We start from the raw sequence: 22,035 nt of genomic DNA, 5'->3' as shown, positions 1-22,035 counted from the left end.
AGATTGCGCCCCGGACGGTGTATGCCAATGCTCTCGCGCCGCCGTTTAGGCCAACGGTGTCACTCCTGAGTTTTTTAGTATACCCTGCATTAATAACCCTTGAACCGAGCGCCCGCGTGCACAGCCCATCTACTGGCAATCATTGGATTATGGGGGCTGGTTCACCGCGCGGACTGGTCATGGCGCGTGTCACGCCGCCGGTGTTGACATGAATACCGGCAAGCCCGCCCGCCTGAAGGGTCCCTCCCCCGCCGCCGTACCGGTCTTGAGCGACGATGAGCGCCTGACGCTGGAGCGGTACAGCCTGGCGGCGGCGGCCAGCAATGAGGGGCTGTACGACTGGGATCTGCGCACCGATCGGGTCTATTACGGTGAGACCTGGAAGGCGCTGCTGGGCTATGCCGAGGATGAGATCGGCAGCTCGCCCGACGAATGGCTGAACCGGGTGGACCCGGATGACCTCATCTGGCTGCAGGCCACCCTGGACGCCCAGGCCAGCGCCGGCGGCAAGCCCTTCCAGATCGAATACCGCATCACCCACCGCAACGGCCATGTGCTGTGGATGATGTGCCGCGGCATCGTCGTGCTGGACGACGATGGGGAACCGACCCGCATCGTCGGCGCCCAGCGCGACATCACCGACCGCAAGAACGCCGAGGAACAGCTGCGCCTGAGCGAGGAGCGCTATGCCCTGGCCGCCCAGGGCGCCAACGACGGGCTGTGGGATTGGCACGTGGCCACGGACCAGCTCTACTGCTCCCCCCGCTGGACGGCCATGCTGGGCATCGGCGGCGGGGCGCGCACCAGCACCATGGAGGACTGGTACGCCCAGATCGATGGCGAGGACCGCCCCCGCCTGCGCGCGGCGGTGGATACCCACCTGGCCGGCGGCAGCGCGCATCTGGAGGAAGAGGTGCGCACCCGCCACGCCGGCGGGGCGGAGTTGTGGGTGCTGATCCGTGGCGTGGCCATCCGCGATGAGGAGGGCGAGGCCATCCGCATGGCCGGCTCCATGACCGACATCACGGCGCGCAAGCGGGCGGAACAGCAGCTGCTGTTCGATGCCTTCCACGACGGCCTGACCCGCCTGCCCAACCGCATGCTGCTGCTGGACCGCATCGGCCAGGCGCTGGGCCGCCGGCGCCGGCCGGAAGAGGCGCAGTTCGCCGTCATGATCTTCGACATCGACCACTTCAAGACGGTGAACGACAGCCTGGGCCCCCTGGTGGGGGATGAGGTGCTGTGCGCCGTGGGCCAGCGGCTGGACGGCGCGCGGCGCAGTGGCGACACCGTGGCCCGCCTGTCGGCCGACGAGTACGGCGTGCTGATGGACGGCGTGCTGGACGTGAAGGCGGCGGTGGACGCGGCGGAGCGCCTGGCGTCAGCGGTGGCGGAGCCCCTGACCCTCTCCAACGGGCAGGAGGTGGTGATGAACGTCACCGCCGGCATCGCCCTGTCCGGGTCCGGCTATGCCTCGGCGGGTGACATGCTGCGCGACGCCGGCTTGGCGATGTTCCGCGCCAAGACCAGCGGCCGCAACCGGGTGGAGATGTTCGACGACGCGCTGCGCGAACGCGCGCTGACCCGCCTGCGCCTGGAATCGGACCTGCGCCACGCCGTCGAGGGCCGGCAGTTCCGCCTGTTCTACCAGCCCATCGTGCGCCTGGCGGACGGCACGGTGGCGGGGTTCGAGGCGCTGATGCGCTGGTTCCATCCCGAGCGCGGTATGATCCCGCCCAGCGACTTCGTCCACCTGGCGGAGGAAACGGGCCTGATCCTGAAGATGGGCCGCTGGGCCCTGGTGGAGGCCACGCGCCAGCTGGCGGAATGGCAGGGCCGCTTCAGCCCCGACCTGTTCATGAGCGTCAACGTCTCCGGCCGCCAGCTCATGGAGGACGACCTGGTGGCGGCGGTGACGGAGACGCTGGACACCCACCGCATCACCCCCGGCACCCTGAAGCTGGAGATCACCGAAAGCCTGCTGCTGGACGACCCCGGCCGCTGCCTGGCCATCATGGAGGCCTTAAAGCGCAAGGACGTGAAGCTGTCGCTGGATGATTTCGGCACCGGCTTCTCCTCGCTCAGCTACCTGCACCGCTATCCCATCGGCACCCTGAAGATCGACCGCAGCTTCGTGCGCGCTGCTGGCGAAAGCGACCGCCGCAGCGCCATCGCCCGCATCATCACCCTGCTGGCCCAGGCCCTGGACCTGGAGGTCATCGCCGAGGGCATCGAGAAGGAGGCCGAGGCCGACTTCCTGCGCGGCCTGCACTGCCAGTTCGGCCAAGGCTTCCACTTCGCCCCGCCCCTGCCCAAGGAGGCCGTGGAAGACCTGATGGACGCGCGCCGCCGCAGCCATGAGGTGCTGGAGGGGCTGTCGGCGCTGCGGGGGCTGCCGCCCAAGGGGCGGTGAGCTCGGATCAGCTTGCGTGGTGGTAGCGCCTATTGCTGCTTCCGCCGGTCTAGTGCCTGCTTCATCCGCGCAGCAATATCCATCGACGGGTGTAGGACATTGAGAATTTCCAGACGGTCACGCGCCTCTTGGAAGCGATAGATGATCAAATGCCTGCCAACGCCATAAACCAGGAATGGCCCGGGAACATCGGAACAGCGGCGTCCCAGTTGTGGGTTGCGCGCCAGTTTCTCAAACGCCAGGAATAGCGCTCGAATATAGGATTCCGCTTGGGCATCACCCCATTCGTGGGCGGTGTAGTCTTCGATTTCGGCTAGATCCAATCCGGCTTCATGGGAAAGGACATAGCTCTGCTTCGTCATCAGGATGACTGGCCTTGCCGGCGGGCACGGCCTTCCGCAAGCAAACTTTCGACAGATACGTCCGAGAGGTCATCTTCGTCCAGCTGCTGTGCACTCAAGACCAGGTAGTCTCCCAATAGCTTACGGGTCTGCTCCGCCTGGCGCTTTTGATCTTCGCGGATTAAATGTCTGATGTATTCGCTCGCGCTGTACTGGCCTTCTGCCGCTTGTTTTTCGACATACGCCCGCATTGCCTCTGGCATGGAAACGTTCAGGGTGCTCATCTCAAGGCCGCCTTCCAGATCTAACTACGCCGATGATATGGGAAGGCCAAAGTTTGTCAAACTTTGGCGCCGATCGAGTCGTTTGTCCCGGCTCCTGTCTATCTTCCCCCGTCCGCGCATCGTGCCGCAGCCGACCTGACAGCCCGGCGCAGTGTCGGGCCACCCCGGCGGCGCTATTTCTAGAGGCGCCGCCGCATGTCCCGGTAGGCCGCGGCGATCAGCCCCGTAAGCGCCGCGGTGTCATGCGCCTCGCCCCAGCGCAGCTTCACATGGCGCATGCGCTTGCCGGTGCCCTGCAGCAGGCCGGCGGGGTCGTCCAGGTCGGCGCCGTGGAAAAAGCCTACGCTGGCATGCGCGGTGTAGGCGCCGACATAGGCGAAGGCCGCCTCACCCACGCATGCCGTGGGCTGGCGGTCGTGGATCAATTCCCGCACATCGTCACCGCAGCGCCGCAATTCCTCGAACCACGGCTGGATCATCAGGCGCAGGGGATCGCCCTGGGCGAACCAGGCGTCGATCTCGGGATCGCGCCGCACGGCGCCCGGCAGGAGGAAAAGAGCGTCCATGGGCGCAGTTTGGCAGGCCGGCTGGAAATGTCGAGGCGGTCACGCCGGCGGCCTCCTATCCCTACGCCATTCGGCACGCCGTCCTGATCCGCATCTACAAGGTCGTGTGAGCGGCGCCGCCCAAATCCTCCAGGATGGGGCAGTCGGGGCGGTCGTCGCCGGCGCAGCAATGGGCCAGGTGGCGCAGCGTGTCGGCCATGGCCTGCATCTCGCGGATGCGGGTGTCCAGGTCGGCCAGGTGGCGCTGGGCGATGGCTTTGACCTCACGGCTGGGACGGTCGCGGTCGCGCCACAAGGACAGCAGCTGCGCGATCTCCGCCATGTCGAAGCCCAGGCCCCGCGCCCGCCTGATGAAGCGCAGCTCATTGATCTCGCGGGCGTCGTATTCGCGGTAGTTGCCCTCCGACCGGCCGGAGGGGCGCACCAGGCCGACCTCGTCGTAATAGCGGATCATCTTGACGCTGACGCCGGATGCCTTGGAGGCCTGGCCTATGTTCATGACGCGTGGTCCCCTTTGAAGGTCGCCAGGGCGGTGCTCATGGCCGCCACCACGGGCACCCAATCCCCCAGCGTCGCCTGGCGGAACAGGCGCATGCTGGGGTACCAGGGCGTATCCGCCCGTTGGTCCATCCAGCGCCAGTCCGCGTCGGTGATCACCATGGTCCATACCGGGCGGCCCAGGGCGCCCGCGACATGGGCCGGCCCGGTGTCCGGGGTGATCACCAGATCCAGCAGGGTCATGATGGCGGCGGTGTCCGCCCAGTCGCGCACCTCCGGCGTCAGGTCCAGCAGGTTGGGCGGCGGCGTCAGCCCATCGACGGCGCCCCTGCCCTCCGGCCGCTGCAGGCCGATGAAGGTCACGTCGGGATGTGCCTCCAGCAGGGGCAGCAGCGCCCACAGGCCCGGTGAGCGCCAGGCGTCGACGGGGAATTGGGGATTGCCGGCCCACAGCAGGCCCACCCGGCGGCCGGGCACGTCCGCCAGGCGCGCCCGCCACGCCGCCACCCGCTCCGGCGCCGCCCCCAGATAGGGGCCGTCCCACGGGATGGTATCCACAGTCAGGCCCAGGGCCTCCGGCAGATCCATCATGGCGATCTGATAATCGGGTGCCAGCGGCAAGGGCTGGCCGCGCAGCACCACGTCCCCCGGCCGCTGGCCGGGCCATAGCGCGGGTGGCCAGAGCGCCGAGAGCGCGTGCGGGGATTCGAACAGCAGCCGCCCCACCCGGGCCGCCGCCTGGGGCAGCAGGCGCAGCATGCTGATGGTGTCGCCGGCGCCCTGCTCGTCCCAAACCACCAGGCTCTTGCCGGGAAGGGCGCGGCCGTCCCACTCAGGCACGCCCTGGTGGCGCCGCGGCAGGGGCGTCAAATGCCAGCGCCGGCGATAAAGAGGGAAGCCAGCGCGGTAATCGCCCAGGCGCAGGTGGCAGCACGCCATGCTCATGGCCACCTCCGGATCATCCGGGGTCAGGGTCAGGTGCCGGGCGCCGACCTTCAGCGCGTCGGCCGTATACCCCTGGTAGCGCAGCGCGCGGGCCAGGATGCCGTAGGGCTCAGGCCGGGTGGGGTGGGCGGCGATCAGGCCGCGCGCCGCCTCGGCCGCCGCCGCCATCTCCCCCATCGCCGCATGCAGTTCCGCCCGGCTGGCGGCCGCCTCGAACAGGCCGGGCCGCAACCGCAGGGCATGGTCCAGCAGGCGGGCGGCCTCGGCCTCATGACCGCCCCGCTGGCGCAGCAGATCCCCCAGATTGACCAGCGCCACCACCTCATCCGGCGCCACCGCCAGGACGGCACGGAAGGCGGCCTCCGCCTCCTCCTTCCTGTCCAGCCGCAGCAGGCAGCGGCCCAGGCCCAGCTGGGCCTCGGCCAGCTGGTAGGGCAAGCGGGTCAGCAGCCGGTAGGTGTCGGCGGCCTCCTCCACCCGGCCCAGTTCCTCCAGGATCTGGGCGCAGGCCAGGTGCGCCGGGCCATGGCGCGGCGCCAAGGCCACGATCTGACCATAGGTGGCCAGGGCGGCCATCCGGTCGCCCCGCTGGCGCTGGGCCTGGGCCAGATTGGCGCGATAGTCGACATTGGCCCCGTCCAGCGCGATGGCCTGGGCGATCAGGTTCTCACCCCCCGCGGCGCGGCCGGTCTGGACGAACAGCACGCCTTGCAGGTGCAAGGCGTCGGCACAGTCCGGCATGGCGCGCAGGATCTGGCCGTACAGGTCTTCCGCCTGATCCAGGCGGCCGGACTGGTGATGGTCCAGGGCCACGGCCAAGACCTCTCCCACGGTGGGCATGCGTCGCTTTCCTACGTCATCCAGAGGCTGAAACCATCCCGGGACCGTACACCACAAGACCGGTCCCGCGCACGGGTGCCCATCAGGAGCCGGGCGACCGGAAGCGGCGCAGGCGCAAGGCGTTGGTCAGCACGCTGACGCTGGACAGGGCCATGGCCCCGGCCGCCACCATGGGCGACAGCAGCCAGCCGGTGACGGGGTAGAGCAGGCCGGCGGCCAGGGGGATCAGCACCACGTTGTAGCCGAAGGCCCAGGCCAGGTTCTGGCGGATGTTGCCCAGGACGGCGCGGCTGAGGGCGATGGCCGTGGCCACCCCGCGCAGGTCGCCCCGCACCAGCACCACGTCCGCCGCCTCGATGGCGATGTCGGTGCCGGCGCCCATGGCCAGGCCGACGTCCGCCGTGGCCAGGGCCGGGGCGTCGTTCACGCCATCGCCGGCGAAGGCGACGCGGCCGTGGCGCCGCTGCAATTCCTTCACCGCCGCCACCTTGCCCTCCGGCAGCACCTCCGCCGCCACCTCATCGATACCCAGCGCCTTGGCCACGGCTTCCGCCGTGCGGCGGTTGTCGCCGGTGACCATGATGACCGTCAGACCGGCGCCGTGCAGCGTGCGCACCACCTCGGCCGCCTCGGGCTTCACCGGGTCGGCCACGGCCAGGATGGCGGCCAGCCGGCCGTCGATGGCGGCGTAGAGCGGGCTCTTGCCCTCCCCGCCCAGCCGACCGGCGGCGTCCGCCACCGGCGCCACGCCGATGCCCAGGCGGGTCATGTAGCGGTCGGCGCCCACGGCCACCACGCGGCCCTCGACCGTGGCTTGCGCGCCGAAGCCGGGGTCCGCGCGGAAGCCATCCGCCGCCGGCAGGGTGAGGCCGCGCGCCCGGGCCCCGTCCACGATGGCCTGGGCGATGGGATGCTCGGACCGCCCCTCGACCGCCGCCACCAGGCGCAGCACCTCGTCCTCGGCAAAGCCCTCCACCGCCGCCAGGTCGGTCAGCGTCGGTTGCCCCAGGGTCAGGGTGCCGGTCTTGTCGAAGGCCACGGCGCGCACGTCGCGCAGGCCCTGCAACGCGTCGCCCTGGCGGAACAGGATGCCCAGCTCCGCCGCCTTGCCCGTGCCCACCATGATGGAGGTGGGCGTGGCCAGGCCCATGGCGCAGGGGCAGGCGATGATCAGCACCGCCACGGCATTGACCAGGGCGTAGCTGAGCTGCGGCCCCGGCCCGAAGAAGTACCAGGCGGTGAAGGTCAGCAGGGCGGCCGCCATGACCGCCGGCACGAACCAGGCCGTCACCTGGTCCACCGCCGCCTGGATGGGCAGCTTGGCGCCCTGCGCCGTCTCCACCATGCGCACGATCTGGGACAGCAGGGTGGCCGCCCCCACCTTCTCCGCCCGGAAGCGGAAGGACCCTGCCTTATTGACCGTGCCGCCCACGACGGACGTGCCGGGCCCCTTCTCCACCGGCAGCGGCTCCCCGGTGATCATGCTTTCATCGACAAAGGACGACCCGTCCAGCACGGTGCCGTCCACCGGCACGCGCTCACCGGGGCGCACCAGGACGATGTCGCCCACCACCACGCCCGCGATGGGCAGTTCCAGGGTCTGGCCGTCCCGCTCCACCCGCGCCGTCTTGGCCTGCAGGGTCAGCAGGCGCTTGATGGCCTCGCTGGTGCGCCCTTTGGCCCGCGCCTCGAACAGGCGTCCCACCAGGATCAGGGTGACGATGACGGCCGCCGCCTCGAAATAGACGTTGTCGGTGCCGGCCGGCAAAACCTGCGGTGCCACCGTGGCCACCGTGGAATAGAGGAAGGCAGCACCCGCCCCCAGCACCACCAGGGAATTCATGTCGGGGGTGGCACGCACCAGGTTGGGCACGCCCTTGGCGAAGAAGCGGCCGCCAGGCACGGCCAGGACGAAGGCCGCCAGCACCAGGCTGACCCAGCGCCAGGGCTGCTCCCCCACCGCGCCCACCAGCCAATGGTGGACGCCTGGAATGAAGTGCCGCGCCATCTCCACCGCGAACAGGGGCACGGTGGCGATGGCGGCAAGCGCCACGGCCCGCTTCAGGGCATCGATCTCCGCCACCCGCGCCGCCCGCTCCCGGTCCGTTTGCGCGGCCGCATCCTCCTGAACCAGGGGCTTGGCCTCATAGCCGATCCTGGTGGCCGCAACCGCCACGGCCGCGACATCGGTGCCATCGACCAGCACCACGTTGGCCCGCTCCGTCGCCAGGTTCACGGTGGCCTCGACCACGCCCGGCGCCGCGCGCAGCACCTTCTCCACCCGCGCCACACAGCCGGCGCAGGTCATGCCCTGGATGGCGAGTTCGACGGTATGCGTGCCGGCGTCGTACCCAGCCTTGACGATGGCCTCGACTACGTCAGGCAGGCGCCCGCCGTCGGCCAGTTCCACATGGGCGCGTTCCGCCGCCAGGTTCACGGTGGCGGCGGCCACCCCCGGCACGGCGGCGATCGCCTTCTCCACCCGGCGCACGCAGCCGGCACAGGTCATCCCGCCGATGGGGATGTCAACGGTGCCGGGGGCGGCGGGCGGGACAGCGGCGATATGGGACATTTCAGTCTCCTCGACGAGATGTCCCATATAGATAGACCCTCCCATCATGGGAGGGTCAAGGCATAATCGATCTAGGCAGATTCATTAGAAACAGCCATGTAGGCTTCATGGACTCCTCTAATACACTTCAGTGCATACCCAATAATGGCTTCCTGATCAGGGATCGTTATTATATCGACAGGAATACCCCAATAATCATTATAATAATGTAGGATAATATCCTGGCGACCTCCCGCAGAAATCCAGTTATCTTTCGCTTTATTGGTAAGTAAATTAATATTTTTGCCGAGTGGTATGTTTAACCATAATGGAGACCATCCGTGTTGGGCCCATGCAACCGGATCAAATCCGAACCATCCCGCCCATGGAACTCCATCAAAATACCAACCGACAAAAGGCATTTCATCATACGTTCGAACTTTCTTCAGGCCGAAATGCTCCATTGATTTCTGAAATATCAAATCACTTAACCTCAATATCTGAGCAAATTCCTTTGCCAGAGATTTGTCAATTAACGTATTTGCCCTAATTTCCTCGAACTCAACGAGTTCCATGTCATTGCAATGACTACGTAATTGCTCCACATCATTAGCTATATCAGCATTATCTACCCGACCGATTTCACTCAGAAGAGTGTCCCAATTTATTATAGCCACCCCTGACGTAGATTCATCAGCCTTTCGTAGAATAATTAGCCCCGCTATGCTCCCAGTCTGGATAGAAGAGAGAATTCCTAATTTTTCCTTAATCAGGTCGATCATAACCCGCATACGCGCCCTAGGAACAACATATAAAAGCACACCACCAGCAGCTACTTTTTTACTATACTCTGTAATTTGATTCTCACGTAAGGGCGCGCTTGGGAATTTTGCTTCTAAAACCAATGCTAATTCCTCTGCGCTAGTCTTAGCCACCACGTCAATGCGGCCGACACCTTTAACACAATATTCACTTCTAAATACGGCGTGAGAGAATTTCTTATCAAGACCAACTTCCTGCAATATATTTATGAACCGAGTACGAACGCTCTGATGAGCCTCTAATATTATGCGCAGACTTTCTGTTGCGAGCGCTTCACCACCTTGGCGGAACCCCGGCGCCAGCCTACTTAAAAGTCCTCTATGCCTCCCCATCGCCCCCTCCCTCTAATTAACTAGTAGTAGTAATTTTATATTATAAAACAACTAAAATAGAAATACCATATCGCCCTCCAATGCACATAAAAAAAAACCCGTCGAGATAGCTTCATCTCAACGGGTTCGGCAAAGACACTACCTAGCTCGTCACGCGTTGAAGTCCAGCCCCCACTGGCTGTAGCTGTCGGGCTTCTCGGCCCAGTCCTCGCGCACCTTCACGAACAGCATGACGTGCACGCGGCGGTCCAGGATTTCCTCAAGTTCCACGCGGGCGGCGGCGCCGATGGACTTGATCTTGCTGCCGCCCTTGCCCAGCACGATGGCCTTCTGGTTGGGGCGCTGGACGTAGACGATCTGGGAAATCTTGACGGAGCCGTCCTCGAACTCCTCCCACGCCTCGGTCTCCACCGCCACGGCGTAGGGCAGTTCCTGGTGCAGCTGCAGGAACAGCTTTTCCCGCGTGATCTCGGCGGCCAGCAGGCGCTGCGGCATGTCGGACAGCTGGTCCTCCGGGAACAGCCAGGGGCCTTCCGGCAGGCGGGCGGCCAGCTTGTCCAGGAAGTCCTTCAGGCCGTCGCCAGTCAGGGCGGAAATCATGAAGATGTCGGTGAACACACCCGTCTCGTTGAAGCGCGCCGCCAGTTCCAGCAGCCGCTCATAGGGGATCAGGTCGATCTTGTTCAGGATCAGGATGGCCTGGCGCTTGCTGTCCTTCAGGCGCTGGATGATGCCGTTGGTGTCGTCATCCACGCGGCGCGAGGCGTCGACCAGCACGGCCACCAGGTCCGCCTCCTCCGCCCCCGACCAGGCGGCGGCCACCATGGCGCGCTCCAGCCGCTTCTTGGGCGTGAAGATGCCGGGCAGGTCGACGAACAGGATTTGGGCGCGGTCGTGCATGCCGATGCCCAGCACGCGGGAACGGGTGGTCTGCACCTTGGGGCTGACGATGGACACCTTGCTGCCCACCGCCGCGTTCAGCAGCGTGGACTTGCCGGCGTTGGGCGCGCCAACCAGGGCAACGAAGCCGCAGCGCATGGGCGCGAGCGGCGTGCCGTCGCCCTCTTCCTCGTCATCCTCATAATCGTCTTCATCGTCCAGGTACTCGTCCTCACCCTCGGGCGCCTCCTGCGCCTCGTGCTCGGGGCCCGTGGCACCGGCCACCGTGTCCTCATCGGGGGGAAGGCCGTCCTGGCCGTGTTCGACGTCGCTCATCACTCACATCCTCAAAGGGAACGGCGGGCCCGGACACCCTTTGGCATCCGCCCGCCGCCGCATGCGCGGCTTCATGACACAGACCGCGCGCCGGCACCAGCGGCGGCGCGGCATCCAAGGATTGCGCTGGGGACCGGCGCACAGCACCGCCTCAGAAATTTAACAAGGGCTTAGGGGATGCCCGGGCTATAGCTCGACCGTGCCGGCTTCGGCCGGCTCACGGTCCCAGTCTACCAGGAGCCCGCTTCGATGTCCCTGCCGCACCGTTTGGCGCCCCGTTGGCTGCCCCTGGCCGCCGCGCTCGCCTCCGCTGTCATTCTCCCTGCCCAGGCCCGCGACCTGGATATCGAGGCGCACCGCGGCGGCCGCGCCCTGTGGCCGGAGAACACGCTGCAATCCTTCGCCCACGCCCTGTCGCTGGGCGTGATCACCTTGGAGATGGACATGAACATCACCAAGGACGGCACCGTCATCATCTCGCATGAGCGGCACCTGAACCCCGACCTGGCCAAGGGGCCGGACGGCGCCTACGTCACCGCCCCCACCCCGGCCTTCTTCAGCCTGACGCTGGAGCAGATCAAGAAGTACGACGTGGGCCAGCTGCGCCCCGGCAGCGCCTATGGCAGCCACTTCCCCGACCAGCGCCCCATTCCCGGCACGCCCATCCCTACCCTGAAGGAGGTCATCGACCTGGTGAAGCGGTCGGGCAACAAGACCGTTAAGATGAACATCGAAACCAAGATCGACCCCAGCCATCCCGAGGACAGCCCCACGCCGGAGGTCTTCGTGGACAAAGTGCTGGCCGTGCTGAAGGCCGAGAAGTTCGAGGACCGGGTGATGATCCAGTCCTTCGACTGGCGCACCCTGCAGGTGGTGCAGCAAAAGGCCCCCGCCATCCCCACCGTCTACCTGACGGAGCAGGACCCGCGCGAGCCCTCGGTTAGCCTGACCGCCAAGCTGCCCTGGACCGCCGGCTTCGACCCCGTGGACCATGGCGGCAGCGTGCCCGAGGCGGTGAAGGCCGCCGGCGGCAAGGTCTGGTCGCCGCTCTACACCGACATCGACGCCGCCCTGGTGGCGGAGGCGCACGGCCTGGGCCTGACCGTCATCCCCTGGACGGTGAACAAGCCGGAGGACATGGCCAAGCTGATCGACATGGGCGTGGATGGCATCATCTCCGACCAGCCGGTGCTGCTGCGCGAGGCAGCCGCCGCCAAGGGCATCGCCCTGCCCAAGGCCTTCCCCGTCGAGGCCGTGCCGGGCCAGAAGCATTAGGGTTCCCTCAAACGGCGGGCGCGGGCATCCGCCCGCTTGTCCTTGATTTCCAGTCCGCTGCCGCTCCCCAGAAATCTCTGGGGCCTGCGGTCGCCGGCCTGGACCACTCAGAGACCGCGACGAAACGCCCCGGCCGGGTTCGCCCGCCGGGGCGTTTTCTTTTCAGGCCCCCTCTTGTCGGCTTCATATCGTTCGCTATATCGTACGATATGTTTTCCGATCACACGACATCCCATCCCCTTTACCTGGCCATGGGCGGGCGCGGCGGGTGGCATCATTGGAAGCACGGGGGCGGTTTCGGCGGGGGCGGCGGCTTCTGGGGCGGTGGCGGGGGCGGCATGCCCGGCAGCCGCAAGCTGTCGTCCGCCGACCTGGAACTGCTGCTTCTGGCGCTGCTGGAGCGCAAGCCGGCCCATGGTTATGAGCTGATCCGCGCCGTGGAGGAACAGTCCGGCGGCTTCTACACCCCCAGCCCCGGCGTCATATACCCGGCGCTGACCTTCCTGGCGGAGATCGGGTACGCGGCGGCGGAGCCGGAAGGCAACCGCAAGCTCTACCGCATCACCGACAGCGGACGCGCCCACCTGGAAGGCCACCGCGGCACGGCCGTCGCCATCCTGGAGGGCCTGCGCCGCATCGGCGGCCGCATGGATCAGGTGCGCGAGGCCTTCGCCGGCGTCACTGACGCCGATCCCGAAGCGTCCGAGGACCTGCACCAGGCCCGCCATGCCCTGAAATCCGCCCTTTACGGCAAGCGCGGCTGCGATGCCGCCGAGGCCCGCCGGCTGGCCGCCATCCTGCGGCGCGCCACGGCGGAGATCCTGGCGCCCTCCCCCTCCAAGGACGGCGGGCCAACCGTCCCCGCCCCTCAACCCGACAGACCTGACCTAGGTGACCGAATGACCGACACCCCCCGCCATCAGATCGGCCGCATGCGCTTCGACACTCGGCGGCGCACCTTGACCGTGACCGGCGTGACCCACCTGACGCCCAAAATGCTGCGCATCGTCCTGACCTCGCCCGAGTTGGCGGACTTCGACAGCCGCGGCGCCGATGACCATATCAAGCTGTTCTTCCCCGGCCCGGATGGGCAGGCGCTGATGCGCGACTACACCCCCCGCGCCTTCAGCCAGGCGGACCGCACCCTGACCCTGGACTTCGCCTTGCATGACGCCGGGCCGGCCACGGCCTGGGCCCTGGGCGCCAAGGTGGGCGACACGCTGGAGATCGGCGGCCCGCGCGGTTCCATGATCGTGCCGGACGATTTCGACTGGTACCTGCTGGTCGCCGACGAGACGGGCCTGCCCGCCATCGGCCGCCGGCTGGAGGAGCTGCGCCCGGGCGTACCGGTCCACACCGTGGTGGCCGTCGACAGCGCAGCGGAGATTCAGGCTATCGAGACCAAGGCGCGCTGGACCGCCCACTGGGTCACCCGCGACAGCCAGGGCACGGACGACGCCGCGACCCTGCGCCGGGCGGTCGAGGGTATCCAATTGCCGCCAGGCGACGGCTATGTCTGGATCGCCGCCGAGGCCACCGTGGCCAAGGCCCTGCGCGCCTATGTGCTGGAGGAACGCAAGCACCCGGCGCAATGGATGCGGGCGTCCGGCTATTGGCTGCGTGGCGCGGCTGGCGCGCACGAGAACCTGTAAGACAGCCCGTCAGAAGCCGGTGACCGCGTTTTCCGCCGGCAACTGACCGTGGCGCGGCTGCGGTGCCTGGCTTGGTGTCCAGGCGCCGCCCGCATCGGCCGCCGCCGTATCGGCCACCACCCCCAGCAGGGTGAAGGCGTCGAAGACGAACGGCAGGCCGTCGCTGGCGGCGATATGCCCACCATCGCCCACCTGGAAATGCAGGTGCGGGGCGTCGGACTGACCGGAATTGCCCAGCCGGCCCAGCACCTCGCCCTTGTGCACGGCCTGGCCCGGCCGCACGGGGATGCTGCCCGGGATGAGATGGGCATAGAAGGCGTACGCCCCCCCTTTCATACGCAGGACCACCTGGTTGCCGGCAATGGTGTCCAGCGTGACCTTCTGCGCCGGCGGCCGGCCGGGCACGTTATCCGGAAACCCGTCGCGCACGCTCTCGATGACGCCGTCGGCCACGGCCAGCACCGCCTGGCCATAGCCGGGCCAGGACTCGTTGCGCGCCTGGTCTCCGCCGAACTCCCGCCCGTCCCCGGTCAGCCTCATGAAGTCGATGGCGTAGCGCTCCGGCACCCGCGCCTGCCCGTCCACCACCATCACGGTGGTCCGGTGTATGGAGGTGGCGGACAGGCCGTTGAAGGCCACCCACCCCGTGCCGGCGACGGGGGCGGAGACGACGACGGGCGTCGCCCGGTCCAGCGGGACGGCGACCGCCGTGTTCAGCGTGGTGTCGGGCAAGTCAGGCTTGAACGGCGCGATGGTGAGCGCCAGCCGCAGATCCGCCACCTCGGCATCATCGCCAAGATGCACGTCGAACAGGGCGGCGGCGTAGGTATTGCCCTGTATGATCGTCACCGGCGGCTGGCCGTCACCGGACGGCCGGCCGGGCCGCGACAGCAGAGCCGTCAGGGCCGCGCCCTCGAATCGCGCCAGGGCGGCCGGTTGTGCCACCGTGCCCAACCGCACGGTCGCCAACGTCATGGGCACGGGGGAAAAGTTGCTGATCAGCGCCTCGAACACCAGATGGCGGCCGTCCGTGGCCGGCACCACGCTGGCCGGGCGCAAGATCCGGATGTCCAAGGGGGTGATGGAATGGGCATCCGGCTCCGCCCTGGCACCGGCATTGGCGCCGAAGGCGGCGGCCAGAACTCCGCTGGCGACAAGGACCTGGGCGAGACGGCAGCGAAGCATGGCGGCCCCTGACGGTATGGAATATCCGCAGGATGCCGCACAACGCGTCGCCGTCAACCGCCTGTCGTCAATCGCCCGCGGTCAATCGTCCACCGTCAAACGCCCGGGGGCTCAGCCCAACCGCTTCAGCATCTCCAGCGCGGCGGCCTTCTCGGCGGCCCGCTTGGACGGGCCGCTGGCGGCCTCGCTGCCCTTGCCCTGCACGGCCACGCGCACGGTGAACACGGGCTCATGGTCCAGGCCGGTGCGACCGACCTGCTCATAGACCGGCAGGGGCAGGCCCCGGGCCAGGGCCCATTCCTGCAGGGCGGTCTTGGGTTCCACCGGCGGCAGTTCGGCGGCGTCGATGCGGCCGGCCCAATGCTTGCGGATGAAGGCGCCGGCCACGTCCAGCCCGCCGTCCAGGTACAGGGCGCCAATCACCGCCTCGCAGGCGTCCGCCAGGATGGCGGGCTTGGTGCGCCCGCCCGCGTCCGCCTCGCCTGGGGCCAGGCGCAGGTAGCGGCCCAGATCCAGGCTTTCGGCCACACCCGCCAGGGCTTCGGCCCGCACCAGCGCCGTGTGGCGCTTGGCCAGGCCGCCCTCGTTCTCCTCGGGGAAGCGTTCCAGCAGCCACTGGGCGATCACCAAGCCCAGCACGCGGTCACCCAGGAACTCCAGCCGCTCATAATGCCCGGTGGTGGCGCGGGGGCCGCGACCGATGCCGGCCACGCTGGGATGGGTCACCGCCTCCAGCAGGTGGCGGGCCTCGGTGAAGGTGTGTCCCAGGGCCTCGGCCAGGGTGGCGATGTCGGCGCCGCCGGTGTCCAGCGGGCCAGCGGACGTGGCCATGGCGTCAGTGCGCCTTGCTGAAGATCTGGCCGAAGCGGATGGACGTCGGCCACTTCCAGAATTCCCAGAAGTGCACGCCCTCTTCCAGCGAGAAGAACTTGAACTGGGCCTTGCCCACCACGTTCTCCAGCGGGACGTAGCCGACGACGTTCAGGACGCGGCTGTCCTGGCTGTTGTCGCGGTTGTCGCCCATGCAGAAGATATGGCCCTCGGGCACGGTGTAGACGGGCGTGTTGTCCAGCCCGCCGTCGTCGCCCATAATCTCGATGATGGTGTGCTTCACGCCGTTAGGCAGAGTCTCGATGTAGCGCGGCACGGCGCTCTGGCGGCCGAACGGCGTCTCCATGGTGTAATCCTCGACCCGCTCACGCTTCACCGGCTCGCCATTGATGTGCAGGATGCCGTCGATCATCTGGATGCGGTCGCCGGGCAGGCCGATCACGCGCTTGATGTAGTCCTGGCTGGTGTCCGTGGGCAGGCGGAAGACCACCACGTCCCCCCGCTCCGGCACGCTGCCGAAGATGCGGCCGTGAAACAGCGGCAGGCCCAGCGGCAGCGAGAAGCGGCTGTAGCCGTAGCTGAACTTGGACACGAAGACGTAATCGCCGATGAGCAGCGTCGGGATCATGGAGCCCGAGGGGATGTTGAACGGCTCGAACGCCACGGTCCGCACGCCCAGCGCGATGATCAGGGCGTAGATGACCGTCCGCACCACATCGCCCCAGCTTTCCGCCTGGGGCTGGGGGGCCGCGCGGCTGACGCGATCATTCTGCTGGCTCATGGAACGAAACAACCTCGTGAGAGTGGGTGGCACCGATCTAGCGGGCCTACCGGGATTTTCAAGCAATACCATTGGCGGCGCCACCAGCCGGGGCTGGCGTCGCCGTGATGATGACGAAGGCCTCCGCCATGGGCGGCTCATCCGTCAGCGTCAGATGAATCTGCGCCACCATGCCCGGCGGCGTCATCGCCCGCAACCTCTCCAGGGCGCCGCCGGTGAGACATAGTGTCGGCTGGCCGCTGGGCAGGTTGATGACGCCCATGTCCTTGTGGAACACGCCCTCGCGGAAACCCGTTCCCAGCGCCTTGGAACAGGCCTCCTTGGCGGCATAGCGCTTGGCGTAGCTGGCGGCGCGGCCGTTGGATTTTGCGCGCCGGTCGGACTTCGCCTGCTCCACGTCGGTGAAGACCCGCTCGACGAAGCGCTGGCCGAACCGCGCCAGGGTCTTCTCGATACGGGTGATGTCGATCAGGTCGTTGCCGATGCCCAGGATGACGCTGCCGGGCTGAAAAGCGCCGAAGGACATTATGACGCCGCAGTGCCGGTGGAATGGGCCCCGGCGGGACGGGCCTGGTCCATCAGCGCCCGCATCTGGCGGATGGCGGCCTCCAGCCCGACAAACACCGCCTCGCCCACCAGGAAGTGGCCGATGTTCAGCTCCCGCACCTGCGGCAGCGCCGCGACCGGCACCACGTTGTCGAAGCGCAGGCCGTGGCCGGCATGGCATTCCAGGCCGATCTGGCCCGCATGGGCGGCGGCCTCGGTCAGGCGCGCCAATTCGGCCTCAAGCTCGGCGGCATTCTCGGCATCGGCGTAGCGGCCGGTGTGCAGTTCCACCACCGGGGCGCCGATGCGCCTGGCCGCGTCCAGCTGCGCCCGGTCGGGTGCTATGAACAGTGACACGCGCACGCCGGCGTCGTTCAGGCGGCCGACGATGGGGGCCAGGTGGTCATAGCCGCCCACCACGTCCAGCCCGCCCTCGGTCGTCCGCTCCTGCCTGCGCTCCGGCACCAGGCAGGCGGCGTGCGGGCGGTGGCGCAGCGCGATGGCCAGCATCTCCTCCGTCGCCGCCATCTCCAGGTTCAGGGGCAGCGAGATTTCCGACATCAGGCGGTCGATGTCGCTGTCGCGGATATGGCGGCGGTCTTCGCGCAGATGGGCGGTGATGCCGTCGGCACCGGCGTCGGCGGCCAGGTGGGCGGCGCGCAACACGTCGGGATGGACGCCGCCACGGGCGTTGCGGATGGTGGCCACGTGGTCGATGTTGACGCCCAGGCGCAAGCGCTGGCTCTGGGTTTCAGACGTCATGTCAATCTCCGGCCGGCTTGGGCTCATGGCCCAGAACCGGGTGATGATGGCTGGCGGCGATGCGGTGGTGCTTGTAGCGCGCGATCAGGGGGCGCAGCACCAGGAAAACCAGGGGCCAGGTCAGGGCGGCGGACAGGAAGCCGCCGACGGTCATGGGTGCCACCACCTGCCAGGCGCTGTGGCGCAGCACGCTCCACGACAGCTCCATGGGGCCGTGGCCGGGGTGCATGTGCAGGACGAAGCAGCCCAGACGGTAAGTCGCCAGCCAGATGAAGGGCCAGGTCACCGGGTTGCCGAACAGCGTGCCCAGCAGCGAGGCCGCGATGGAACCGCGCAGCAGCCAGGCCAGACCGATGGACAGGGGGAAGTGCACCCCCATGAAGGGCGTCATGGCCATGGCGACACCACTGGCGAAGCCGGCGGAGATGCCATAGGGCGTGCCGGGCACGCGACCAATGCGGTGCATCCAATAGCGACCGGCGCGGCGCCAGCCCATGCGGGGCCACAAGGTCTGCTTCACAGCTTTGGCGAACGGCCTTTTTTCACGACGGCGGAACATAAGCCTGCTGCCCCTGGGTAAGTCTCTGGGCGATGGGTGTCGGCCCCCCGACAAACTTGCACTGTTCTAGACCTGGGCACGCCGCCACGCCAGCGCCGTATGACCTTCGTCTAGGCCGATCGTGCCGCACGCCCCGCGGATCGACCGGTTCCTCCCCTATGCCAATCTTTAGCACGACATCCGGGGCACCGCGTCAGCGGCCCCGCGCCCGGTCAACGGAATTGATGACCGGCGTGGCCCGCAGCGCGGCGATGATATTGGTCAGATGTTTCACGTCATGCACGTCGATATCGATCAACATCTCGAAAAAGTCGGTCGTGCGGTGGGTGATCTTCAGGTTGGTGATGTTGCCGCCGTTCTTGCCGATCACCGTGGACACGGTGCCCAGGCTACCCGGCTCGTTCGCCACCACCACGGTGATGCGGCCCACCTTCTCATCCGCGCCGTCGGCCTCGTTGTCCCAGGAGACGTCGATCCATCGTTCCGGGCTGTCGTGGAAGCTTTCCAGCGTCTCGCAGTCGATGGTGTGGATGGTGACGCCCTTGCCGGTGGTGACGATGCCGACGATGCGGTCACCCGGCAGGGGGTGGCAGCAGCGGGCGTAGTGCACGGCCATGCCCGGGATCAGGCCCTTGATGGGCAGCGGGCTGTCCTTCCCCTTGGGCTTGCTGGTCTTGCCGCGGGTCAGCTGGATGATCTTCTCGTCCGGCGTGACCTGCTGCACCACCTTGTGGCCGGGGAAGACGGCGTTGAACACGTCGCGGGCGCCGGCCAGGCCGGCACCGATGGCGGCGATCAGGTCATCGGCGGACTGGTACTGGAAGATCTTGAGGACGCCTTCCAGGGCCTTGTCGGAATAGTCGTAGCCTTCCTGCCGGAAGATCTTCTGCACCATGGCCCGGCCCAGCTCGATATGCTGGGCGCGCTGTTGGGTGCGGATGTAGCGGCGGATGCGGGCGCGGGCCTTGCCCGTGACGACGAAGTTTTCCCAGTCGGGCGACGGCGTCTGCGCCTTGCTGGTGACGACCTCGACCTGGTCGCCGTTCTGCAGCTGGCTGCGCAGCGGCTGAATGCGGCCGTTGATCTTGGCGCCGACGCAGGTGTCGCCGATCTGGCTGTGCACGGCGTAGGCGAAATCCACCGGCGTGGCGCCGCGCGGCAGGGCGATCAGGTCGCCCTTGGGCGTGAAGCAGAACACCTGGTCCTGGAACAGCTCCAGCTTGGTGTGCTCCAGGAACTCTTCCGGCCGGACCGCATGCTCCAGGATGTCCAGCAGCTCGCGCAGCCAGCGGTATTGCCGTCCCTCGGTCTTGGGCTGGCTGCTGCCGTCCGACTTGTAGGCCCAGTGGGCGGCGACACCCAGCTCGGAAACCTCGTGCATCTCGGCGGTGCGGATCTGCACCTCGATGCGCTGGCGCTCCGGCCCGATGACGGTGGTGTGCAGCGAGCGATAACCGTTGGGCTTGGGCGTGGAGACGTAGTCCTTGAAGCGCCCCGGCACCACCGGATAGCGGGCGTGGATGACGCCCAGCGCCTGGTAGCACTGCTCGATGGATTCGACGGTGATGCGGAAGGCCATGACGTCGGACAGCTGCTCGAACGTCACGTTCTTGCGCTGCATCTTGCGCCAGATGGAATAGGGCGCCTTGCGCCGGCCCGACACGGTGGCCTGGGGCAGGCCGTTCTCGTGCAGGGTGTCCACCAGCTCATGGATGATGCGGTCGACGCGGCCCGCACCCTGCTCTTCCAAATCCTGCAGGCGCTTGGTGATGCTGTCGTAGGCGTCCGGGTTCAGTTCCTTGAACGACAGCTCTTCCAGCTGATCCTTCCAGCGCTGGATGCCGATGCGCTCCGCCAGCGGCGCGTAGATCTCCAGCGTCTCGCGGGCGATGCGCTTGCGCTTCTCCGGCTTGGACAGGTAGTGCAGCGTCTGCATGTTGTGCAGACGGTCGGCCAGCTTCACCAGCAGGACGCGGATGTCTTCCGACATCGCCAGCACCAGCTTGCGGAAGTTCTCCGCCTGCTTGGACTGGTCGCTTTCCAGGTTCTGCAGCTCGATGCGCGACAGCTTGGTGACGCCGTCCACCAGCCGCGCGATCTCCGGCCCGAACAGGCGCTGCACCTCGTCCAAGGTGGTCAGCGTGTCCTCGACCGTGTCGTGCAGCAGGGCCGTGATGATGGAAGCGCCGTCCAGCTTCAGCTGGGTCAGCAGCCCGGCCACCTCCAACGGGTGGGAAAAGTAGGGGTCGCCCGACGCGCGCTTCTGCGACCCGTGCGCCTTCATGGAGAAGACGTAGGCGCGATTGAGCTTGTCCTCGTCCGCGTTGGGATCGTAGGAGCGGACGCGCTCAACCAGTTCATACTGGCGCATCATGGATGCCCTGCCCGGCCCCAGGCCTGTTGCACACGGGGAACCGCAGCGAGCGCGGCGTGGCCGTTCAGGGCGTTATCCATGAAAAAATAGCCAAGGGGGACGGGTCGCTTACCCACGGCCTGCCCCACCACCGGCTCAGAGGCCCTCGTCGTCGCCGAGGTCGTCACCCTGCGCCGTGTCCTCGGCGACATCCTCAGCGCCCAGATCGTCATCTTCACCGGCGGCGCCCTGCACGGCCCAGGCCTGCTCACCGGCCATCAGCTCGATGATCTCTTCCTCAGGCTCGTCCTGCTCCTGGACGCGCTGATGCCCCTTGATCAGGGAGTTCTTCAGGCTGTCCAGCACCACCGTCTCATCCGCGATCTCGCGCAGGGCGACGACCGGGTTTTTGTCATTGTCGCGATCGACCGACAGCGGCGCGCCGGCCGCCACGTCCCGCGCCCGCTGGGCCGCCATCATCACCAGTTCGAACCGGTTCGGAACCTTCAGGACGCAATCTTCAACGGTAACGCGGGCCATACCTTGCTCACTCCAACAACGAAACGGGTGCCGGGAATAGGGGCACTGAACACCATCCCATAGTTATAAGGGCCTGTTTTCACGGTTGCAAGGAAGGCGACACCCGATCCGCCGCATTCCTGCGTTTCGGTCGTGAAGAACGGCCGGGGACAAGGGTCTGATGCCCCGCCCTCCTCCTAGTCATCGATGCGCTCCGTCACCTGGCCGGGCGGCAAGCCCGCCACCAGGCTGGCCACGTCCATCCCTGTCACCGGATGCCGCCACCCCGGTGCCAGGTCGCGCAGCGGCAGCAGCACGAAGGCGCGCTGGTGCAGGCGGGGATGGGGCAGCACCGGCGCCTCCGCCCGGACGTGGTCATGGTAGGCTAAGAGATCCAGGTCCAGCCCCCGCGCCTCGTTCACCTGCCGCCGCACCCGGCCGAACGCGGTCTCCACCCGGTGCAGGACGGCCAGCAGCGCCGGGGCGTCCAGGTCCGTTTCCACCCGCACCACGCCATTGACGTACCAGGGCTGATCGGACATGGGCACCGGGGCGCTGCGGTACCATGGCGACACCGCCACCACCGTCACCCCTTCGCCAGCCAGCGCCCGCACCGCCGCGGCCACGACATCGCGTGAGCCGCCGACGCCGGGAACCGACAGGTTCGACCCCACGCCCACCAGAATCATTCACCGTACCCCTACTGCGCGCACCGTGCGGGTGGACGTCGCATCTACCCTTAAGGCCTAAATACCGTGCCTGCCC

Annotated in this window: 20 protein-coding genes; 3 read left to right on the top strand and 17 right to left on the bottom strand. The window is 67.3% G+C overall.

Annotated elements, in window-relative coordinates; genetic code table 11:
- The first annotated feature begins 208 nt into the window (after window positions 1-208).
- A complete protein-coding gene (locus Y958_RS07070; protein WP_244909215.1) occupies window positions 209-2,413 on the top strand; it encodes a putative bifunctional diguanylate cyclase/phosphodiesterase in 2,205 nt (734 codons plus the stop codon).
- 29 nt (window positions 2,414-2,442) lie between these two features.
- Here Y958_RS07070 and Y958_RS07065 read toward each other — a convergent pair whose 3' ends face one another.
- From Y958_RS07065 to era, 8 genes are all read right to left on the bottom strand, one after another.
- Window positions 2,443-2,775, bottom strand: coding sequence for a type II toxin-antitoxin system RelE/ParE family toxin (locus tag Y958_RS07065; RefSeq protein WP_088871440.1), 333 nt, complete (start codon window positions 2,773-2,775; stop codon window positions 2,443-2,445).
- Window positions 2,775-3,038: a ribbon-helix-helix domain-containing protein gene (locus Y958_RS07060; protein ID WP_040850485.1), complete on the bottom strand. Its 264-nt coding sequence runs from the start codon at window positions 3,036-3,038 to the stop codon at window positions 2,775-2,777. The genes Y958_RS07065 and Y958_RS07060 overlap by 1 nt, the downstream gene beginning before the upstream one ends.
- A gap of 179 nt (window positions 3,039-3,217) precedes the next feature.
- A complete protein-coding gene (locus tag Y958_RS07055) occupies window positions 3,218-3,604 on the bottom strand; it encodes a DUF1801 domain-containing protein (RefSeq protein ID WP_088871439.1) in 387 nt (128 codons plus the stop codon).
- Window positions 3,605-3,698: 94 nt separating this feature from the next.
- Complete coding sequence (gene cueR / locus Y958_RS07050; protein ID WP_088871438.1) at window positions 3,699-4,103, bottom strand: Cu(I)-responsive transcriptional regulator; 405 nt, start codon at window positions 4,101-4,103, stop codon at window positions 3,699-3,701.
- A complete protein-coding gene (locus tag Y958_RS32755) occupies window positions 4,100-5,887 on the bottom strand; it encodes a tetratricopeptide repeat protein (RefSeq protein WP_088871437.1) in 1,788 nt (595 codons plus the stop codon). Before Y958_RS32755 ends, cueR begins: the two co-directional genes overlap by 4 nt.
- An 82-nt stretch (window positions 5,888-5,969) precedes the next feature.
- Entirely contained in the window at window positions 5,970-8,459 is a 2,490-nt protein-coding gene (locus tag Y958_RS07040) for a heavy metal translocating P-type ATPase (RefSeq protein WP_088871436.1), read from the bottom strand.
- 71 nt (window positions 8,460-8,530) lie between these two features.
- Entirely contained in the window at window positions 8,531-9,592 is a 1,062-nt protein-coding gene (locus Y958_RS31265) for a hypothetical protein (RefSeq protein ID WP_145727821.1), read from the bottom strand.
- A gap of 150 nt (window positions 9,593-9,742) precedes the next feature.
- Window positions 9,743-10,630 (bottom strand): GTPase Era, encoded by an 888-nt coding sequence (gene era / locus Y958_RS07035; RefSeq protein ID WP_244909422.1) that lies wholly within the window; start codon window positions 10,628-10,630, stop codon window positions 9,743-9,745.
- 426 nt (window positions 10,631-11,056) lie between these two features.
- Between era and Y958_RS07030 the strand changes: the two genes are divergently transcribed.
- Window positions 11,057-12,082: a glycerophosphodiester phosphodiesterase gene (locus Y958_RS07030; protein ID WP_088871434.1), complete on the top strand. Its 1,026-nt coding sequence runs from the start codon at window positions 11,057-11,059 to the stop codon at window positions 12,080-12,082.
- Between the two features lie 338 nt (window positions 12,083-12,420).
- Complete coding sequence (locus Y958_RS32300; protein WP_244909214.1) at window positions 12,421-13,734, top strand: SIP domain-containing protein; 1,314 nt, start codon at window positions 12,421-12,423, stop codon at window positions 13,732-13,734.
- A 9-nt stretch (window positions 13,735-13,743) separates the two neighbouring features.
- Here Y958_RS32300 and Y958_RS07015 read toward each other — a convergent pair whose 3' ends face one another.
- The 9 genes from Y958_RS07015 to folK form a co-directional block, all read right to left on the bottom strand.
- The gene (locus Y958_RS07015) at window positions 13,744-14,919 is read right to left on the bottom strand and encodes a M23 family metallopeptidase (RefSeq protein WP_088871433.1); all 1,176 of its coding nucleotides are present in this window, start codon (window positions 14,917-14,919) and stop codon (window positions 13,744-13,746) included.
- 111 nt (window positions 14,920-15,030) lie between these two features.
- The gene (gene rnc / locus Y958_RS07010; RefSeq protein ID WP_088871432.1) at window positions 15,031-15,750 is read right to left on the bottom strand and encodes a ribonuclease III; all 720 of its coding nucleotides are present in this window, start codon (window positions 15,748-15,750) and stop codon (window positions 15,031-15,033) included.
- A 4-nt stretch (window positions 15,751-15,754) separates the two neighbouring features.
- Complete coding sequence (lepB, locus tag Y958_RS07005) at window positions 15,755-16,531, bottom strand: signal peptidase I (RefSeq protein ID WP_040845561.1); 777 nt, start codon at window positions 16,529-16,531, stop codon at window positions 15,755-15,757.
- A 58-nt stretch (window positions 16,532-16,589) separates the two neighbouring features.
- The gene (gene acpS, locus Y958_RS07000) at window positions 16,590-17,057 is read right to left on the bottom strand and encodes a holo-ACP synthase (RefSeq protein ID WP_088871431.1); all 468 of its coding nucleotides are present in this window, start codon (window positions 17,055-17,057) and stop codon (window positions 16,590-16,592) included.
- The gene (locus Y958_RS06995; protein WP_088871430.1) at window positions 17,057-17,839 is read right to left on the bottom strand and encodes a pyridoxine 5'-phosphate synthase; all 783 of its coding nucleotides are present in this window, start codon (window positions 17,837-17,839) and stop codon (window positions 17,057-17,059) included. Before Y958_RS06995 ends, acpS begins: the two co-directional genes overlap by 1 nt.
- Window position 17,840: 1 nt before the next feature.
- Window positions 17,841-18,398, bottom strand: coding sequence for a DUF2062 domain-containing protein (locus Y958_RS06990; protein WP_004272615.1), 558 nt, complete (start codon window positions 18,396-18,398; stop codon window positions 17,841-17,843).
- 193 nt (window positions 18,399-18,591) lie between these two features.
- A complete protein-coding gene (locus Y958_RS06985; RefSeq protein WP_088871429.1) occupies window positions 18,592-20,772 on the bottom strand; it encodes a RelA/SpoT family protein in 2,181 nt (726 codons plus the stop codon).
- Window positions 20,773-20,907: 135 nt separating this feature from the next.
- Window positions 20,908-21,291 (bottom strand): DNA-directed RNA polymerase subunit omega, encoded by a 384-nt coding sequence (gene rpoZ / locus Y958_RS06980; protein ID WP_088871428.1) that lies wholly within the window; start codon window positions 21,289-21,291, stop codon window positions 20,908-20,910.
- A gap of 176 nt (window positions 21,292-21,467) precedes the next feature.
- Window positions 21,468-21,959: a 2-amino-4-hydroxy-6-hydroxymethyldihydropteridine diphosphokinase gene (gene folK, locus Y958_RS06975; protein WP_186291100.1), complete on the bottom strand. Its 492-nt coding sequence runs from the start codon at window positions 21,957-21,959 to the stop codon at window positions 21,468-21,470.
- Window positions 21,960-22,035: the final 76 nt, after the last annotated feature.

The sequence above is a fragment of the Nitrospirillum viridazoti CBAmc genome (assembly GCF_000730165.1).
In the GTDB taxonomy this organism is placed as follows: Bacteria; Pseudomonadota; Alphaproteobacteria; order Azospirillales; family Azospirillaceae; genus Nitrospirillum; species Nitrospirillum viridazoti.
This window is presented reverse-complemented; position numbering and strand designations above follow the sequence as displayed.

What these genes read in the sequence shown, in the direction of transcription:
- Y958_RS32300 (WP_244909214.1), top strand. Translation starts at nt 12,421, where the DNA reads ATGCCCGGCAGCCGCAAGCTGTCGTCCGCCGACCTGGAACTGCTGCTT.
- Y958_RS07065 (WP_088871440.1), bottom strand. Translation starts at nt 2,775, where the DNA reads ATGACGAAGCAGAGCTATGTCCTTTCCCATGAAGCCGGATTGGATCTA.
- rnc (WP_088871432.1), bottom strand. Translation starts at nt 15,750, where the DNA reads ATGGCCACGTCCGCTGGCCCGCTGGACACCGGCGGCGCCGACATCGCC.
- Y958_RS31265 (WP_145727821.1), bottom strand. Translation starts at nt 9,592, where the DNA reads ATGGGGAGGCATAGAGGACTTTTAAGTAGGCTGGCGCCGGGGTTCCGC.
- Y958_RS07040 (WP_088871436.1), bottom strand. Translation starts at nt 8,459, where the DNA reads ATGTCCCATATCGCCGCTGTCCCGCCCGCCGCCCCCGGCACCGTTGAC.
- Y958_RS07070 (WP_244909215.1), top strand. Translation starts at nt 209, where the DNA reads ATGAATACCGGCAAGCCCGCCCGCCTGAAGGGTCCCTCCCCCGCCGCC.
- Y958_RS07055 (WP_088871439.1), bottom strand. Translation starts at nt 3,604, where the DNA reads ATGGACGCTCTTTTCCTCCTGCCGGGCGCCGTGCGGCGCGATCCCGAG.
- Y958_RS06995 (WP_088871430.1), bottom strand. Translation starts at nt 17,839, where the DNA reads ATGACGTCTGAAACCCAGAGCCAGCGCTTGCGCCTGGGCGTCAACATC.
- Y958_RS07060 (WP_040850485.1), bottom strand. Translation starts at nt 3,038, where the DNA reads ATGAGCACCCTGAACGTTTCCATGCCAGAGGCAATGCGGGCGTATGTC.
- Y958_RS07015 (WP_088871433.1), bottom strand. Translation starts at nt 14,919, where the DNA reads ATGCTTCGCTGCCGTCTCGCCCAGGTCCTTGTCGCCAGCGGAGTTCTG.
- Y958_RS07030 (WP_088871434.1), top strand. Translation starts at nt 11,057, where the DNA reads ATGTCCCTGCCGCACCGTTTGGCGCCCCGTTGGCTGCCCCTGGCCGCC.
- cueR (WP_088871438.1), bottom strand. Translation starts at nt 4,103, where the DNA reads ATGAACATAGGCCAGGCCTCCAAGGCATCCGGCGTCAGCGTCAAGATG.
- Y958_RS06990 (WP_004272615.1), bottom strand. Translation starts at nt 18,398, where the DNA reads ATGTTCCGCCGTCGTGAAAAAAGGCCGTTCGCCAAAGCTGTGAAGCAG.
- acpS (WP_088871431.1), bottom strand. Translation starts at nt 17,057, where the DNA reads ATGTCCTTCGGCGCTTTTCAGCCCGGCAGCGTCATCCTGGGCATCGGC.
- era (WP_244909422.1), bottom strand. Translation starts at nt 10,630, where the DNA reads ATGCGCTGCGGCTTCGTTGCCCTGGTTGGCGCGCCCAACGCCGGCAAG.
- Y958_RS32755 (WP_088871437.1), bottom strand. Translation starts at nt 5,887, where the DNA reads ATGCCCACCGTGGGAGAGGTCTTGGCCGTGGCCCTGGACCATCACCAG.
- lepB (WP_040845561.1), bottom strand. Translation starts at nt 16,531, where the DNA reads ATGAGCCAGCAGAATGATCGCGTCAGCCGCGCGGCCCCCCAGCCCCAG.
- rpoZ (WP_088871428.1), bottom strand. Translation starts at nt 21,291, where the DNA reads ATGGCCCGCGTTACCGTTGAAGATTGCGTCCTGAAGGTTCCGAACCGG.
- Y958_RS06985 (WP_088871429.1), bottom strand. Translation starts at nt 20,772, where the DNA reads ATGATGCGCCAGTATGAACTGGTTGAGCGCGTCCGCTCCTACGATCCC.
- folK (WP_186291100.1), bottom strand. Translation starts at nt 21,959, where the DNA reads ATGATTCTGGTGGGCGTGGGGTCGAACCTGTCGGTTCCCGGCGTCGGC.